The organism is Candidatus Ulvibacter alkanivorans, assembly GCF_003333325.1.
Lineage (GTDB): Bacteria > Bacteroidota > Bacteroidia > Flavobacteriales > Flavobacteriaceae > Ulvibacter_A > Ulvibacter_A alkanivorans.
Genome location: NZ_QOLC01000062.1, coordinates 1 through 4,746, shown reverse-complemented (window position 1 = coordinate 4,746; position 4,746 = coordinate 1). Strand labels below are relative to the sequence as shown.

Below are 4,746 nucleotides of genomic sequence, written 5' to 3'. Positions count from 1 at the left end.
GCCGCCAATCCGCCACAAACGTTATACGAGACCGTTGGCAACAAGTTTGAAAAAAATGCAGAAACTTTCAATTATTTTATTTTTGATTTTAATTACAGCTTGTGATGACAAGCCAACCAATGAATTAAATTATAAGAATGATTTTGCAATGTACGGTTTGCTGATTAACGAATTAGACTATAATATTTTTTATCTCAACGAACAGATAAAGTTTGAAATGTCCAAATTGGAAGAAGAAAACCAAATGGATAACGAAACAAAGAAAATTGATAGTATAACAAAGATTTATACTGCCAAAATCGATGATATTGTTGATGATTTAAATACAGGATTGACTTATGACAATGACATTATCGATGAAGACCAAAAGTTACTTGTAAGTTATAAACGCGGGAATGATTATTTTTTTAGTGGCGACGCGCTATCGAATAAAGCTATCGAATACAAAAAACTGACTAAAGAGTATCGAAATCAAATTCTTAGATACTTTGACCATCCTATTTATATAATGAGAATTCAAGGTTCCCTATCGATGAATGACACGGAGGACAGAAACGGAAAAAAAACCGAATTAATTGAATACTTATTTCGTGACACACCGCTAATTGCTATTATTCTACAATTAAAAACAATGAAACGGAATAGTTTAGAATATCAACAACAATTATTGAGAAAAAAACCAGTTGCCAACAATGTATAACCGCCATTGCTTCTTAATCGAATTTAGATTCCTACAAAAAACAGTATCTTAACATCTGAATAATACGTAATCTAAAAACCGCAACGGCGGTTATACGAGACCGTTGTACGTAATGCTTTGAAAAATGAGAAATCTAACAAAAATATTACTGATTTCAGCCGCAATGATATTTCTGAATTGTGAATCTGATGATGGAATCAAATTTCAGGATGAATTCCTAATCGGCAATTATGAATTTCAGAATAATGCAGATTTCCGAATGATCGAGGGACAAGGAGCCGATTCCTACGTTGGGTCTCTCGAAAATTCCGAAATAACGATTGATTTTGACTTTGGGTGGTACACTTCATCTGTAGAAAACCCTCCTAGCGAAAAATTTGAGGTTTTCCTTGATACCGTAGACGGCCACTACCTCCAAATTTTAAAGGCAATTGATCCTCGGGAAGATGAGACCAGAATCCATCTTTATAAGATTCAGGATTCGGTTGACAACTCCTTTGGATTTGACTCTTTGACTATGGTAGCGAATGATTTGAATATGAACCAACAAAATATTGTTCTTGAATTATATAATTCTTGGAGTTCCACTGATTAAGCGCACTACGTACAACAACGTATAACGTCCATTGTGTCGGTATGGTCAAGCGATTGAAAAGGATTACAAAACCAACACTTCTCCCCTAACTGAAAATTTACGTAAATTGAATCACGACACAACGATACGTTATACAAGACCGTTATGCAACAAATTGACCAACATCAATCCAAAGCCACCCACTTTGTCGGGAAATAAATATTGAAGGAATAATGTTCAGTTAATTTTAGCAAAAATGGAGTTGCTCCCCACGGCAATTGTGCAAGTATTCTAATCTCCTAAAAATTAGAATGCGTAAATTTAAATCTTATTATCAAAATGAAAAAGTTAGTACTAATTTCAATTCTCCAATTAATTTGTATTGGAACATTTGCGCAATCAGTCCAAGGATATTACGTTGTAGAAAAAGTGGGGCATTCCTTAAACCCAATTCAAAAAACAATTAATACGGACCAAACATTAACGTTGGATATGGAAAACAATGATTTGGAGAGTTTTTTAAATAGTAAACCTATCTACCAATTTAAAAGAGCTTTTCCAAATATTTCAAACCCATATTTGCAACGTGTTTATTATATAGAACTTAACGATGATAGTCATTTAGCATCGCTATCAAGCAGGACTGAAATTGAATATACAGAATATGTATATGAAGGACAACCCCTTTTAGAACCTGATGACATTGAAGGAATCGATGGAAATGTAAAAGAAGCTATGGAACTCATTAAAGCACCACAGGCTTGGAATATCACTACTGGAAACCCCAATATATTAGTAGGTGTTGTTGACACCTATTTTGATACCGACCACGATGATTTAATCAACAAAATTGTTCAAGATATAGATAATAGCTCGTCAACCAACAAACACGGCACACAAGTTTCAGGTACTGTTGCTGCTGATACCAATAATGGTTTGGGCATACCAAGTATAGGCTATAATACAAAGTTGGTAACTATGGATAGTCCCTTAAATACAATGAGAGTTTGGGAAATGGCTCAAATACCTGGTGTAAAAGTAATCAATGGTAGTTGGTATGACTCTTGTTCACCTTCATCCATTAATGCAATGGTTTATGAAGATATCTGGAATATGGGAATTACTCCAATATTTGCTGCTGGCAATGGTAATACTTGTGGTTCAGACCCTACAACATACGTATATCCAGCAGCCTATGACCATACCATAGCTGTATCGGCAGTCGGTCATATATCGCCAAGAGGAACAAATCACCCAGTTTATGGTATCGTATCGTGGAAAGATGTTCACAACCGTATTGGAAATGATCCCACCACTACAATGACTCATAATGATAAAGTAGATGTTTGTGCTCCTGGGTATCGTTTATATACACTCGACAATAATAATAGTTATCGCAACACAAGTTTTGGAACATCCTTATCATCTCCAATGGTTGCAGGATTGGCAGCACTGTTGTTGGATGTAAATCCGAATTTAACTCCCAACCAAATTAGAGACATTATTAAAAATACCGCAGACAATATTTACGAAATCCCCGAAAATGCCCCCTATCAAGGTCTATTGGGAACTGGAAGAATAAATGCATACAGAGCTGTACTTACAGCACAATGTATGGCAAATCCAACAACTGGACTTGACTTAGCTATGCGTAATTCTAACGTTGATGACGGTACAGAACCCGACAACAGCACACAACAACCTTGGCAAAGTAATGATATTTGGGTAAGAAACCAAGATGATGGTATTTATAATGACGACCACCAAAACCCTGAATATGACCCAAACGACCCAAACTATGTTTATGTTAGAGTATCCAACAATAGCTGTGACTCTTCATCAGGCAATGACCAGTTAAAATTATATTGGGCAAAGGCAAATACCTCACTATCTTGGCCACAGCATTGGGACGGTAGTTTGTTCATTACAGACCCAGTAACAGGCCAAGATATTTTGATGGGCGATGAAATAGGCACTATTACAATCCCACCCATTGAAATTGGGGAGACTAAAGTTTTAAAACTTCAATGGAGTGTTCCAAACCCTGAAGATTATGAAAATATTAATCCCAATCCTTGGCATTTTTGTCTTTTGGCAAGAATTGAATCTCCAGATGACCCAATGACATTTACAGAAGGGAGTCATATAACTACTAATGTTTTAAACAACAATAACATTGCTTGGAAAAATACTACTGTAGTGGACATTGAACCTAATACAACTCCTGTAATTGGTGGTGTAGTAGCTGTAGGCAACCCTTTTACGGCTCAAAAATCATTTAAGCTGGAATTGGTGAGGGAAACAAATGAATTGGGAAAGGCGATATATGAGGAGGCAGAAGTCTCTATCACAATGGATAATACAATCTATACTGCTTGGAACAATGGTGGAAAAGCCAAAACAAATCTAAAGGACACTCGACAGAACGAGCGAAAGATAGTAACTGCAAACAATGCTGTACTAAACAACATTAGCTTAGCTCCCAACGAAATAGGTACGATAAATTTAGAGTTTAATTTCTTAACAAAAGAATATACCGATAAAAACGAATACGTGTACCACGTTATACAACGTGATGCAAGTACAAACGATATTATTGGAGGGGAAACTTATATAGTGCGAAAAAAACCGAGAGACAGTTTTTCTGCTGATGCAGGTAATGATAAGGAAATTGATAAAAATGAAAGCACAACGCTCACCGCATCAAATATCAATGAGGATGCTACCTATAATTGGTACGACCCAGAAGGTAACTTAATTTATACTGGCTCTGACCTAACGGTATCGCCAGAAATTACAAAAATCTATAAATTGGAAGTAATTTCAAATCTTGATGGATTCAAAGATTACGATGAGATAGAGGTAAAAGTAAATCCCTACAAACTGGAAAGTTTAGTGCCAAATCCAGCTACTTCACAAGTTACTGCAAATTACATCGCAGATGAAGCTAATTCTGCATACCTTATGGTAGTAAATACTACAACTGGGTCTTCAGACAACTATATAATTGACACTACTTTAAACAGTGTCGTAATCGATATTTCAAGCTACACATCGGGTATTTATGAAGTTATACTCATTGCAGATGGTGAGGCACAGACATCTCAAACATTAATTAAACAATAAAAGCAAACCGTATGAAATATTTTTTTATAATTACAAGTTTAATTTTTGTGCAAAAGTTATTTGCACAAGACCCGCAACTTTTTGACAATACGTGGTATTTACATAACGTAATAATTGATGGCAACGATAATTTTCCACCACCATCACCAAATGATGATTTCGAATTTATTCAAGCTACTTTTTCAAATGATAATTCATTTTTAACCGAAGTTTGTGCCACTCTTGAAGGAACATTAAGTTATAATGCTGATAATTTTTCATTTGACTCCTTTGCAATAACATTGATAGGCTGTGGGGAACAAGTCAATGACTGGCTATTATACACATCTGACGCTGCAGACGAAGA

3 protein-coding genes and 1 pseudogene are annotated in these 4,746 nt (G+C 35.5%); all 4 read left to right on the top strand.

Annotated elements, in window-relative coordinates; all coding sequences use genetic code 11:
• Positions 1-700: hypothetical protein (locus DWA30_RS05080; protein ID WP_210725385.1), on the top strand; the 700-nt coding region annotated here is incomplete at its 5' end.
• A 124-nt stretch (positions 701-824) separates the two neighbouring features.
• Positions 825-1,295, top strand: coding sequence for a hypothetical protein (locus tag DWA30_RS05075; RefSeq protein WP_114491457.1), 471 nt, complete (start codon positions 825-827; stop codon positions 1,293-1,295).
• Between the two features lie 318 nt (positions 1,296-1,613).
• Positions 1,614-4,400: a S8 family serine peptidase gene (locus DWA30_RS05070; RefSeq protein WP_114491456.1), complete on the top strand. Its 2,787-nt coding sequence runs from the start codon at positions 1,614-1,616 to the stop codon at positions 4,398-4,400.
• Positions 4,401-4,411: 11 nt separating this feature from the next.
• Positions 4,412-4,746: pseudogene (locus tag DWA30_RS05065) on the top strand (hypothetical protein); the annotation flags it as partial.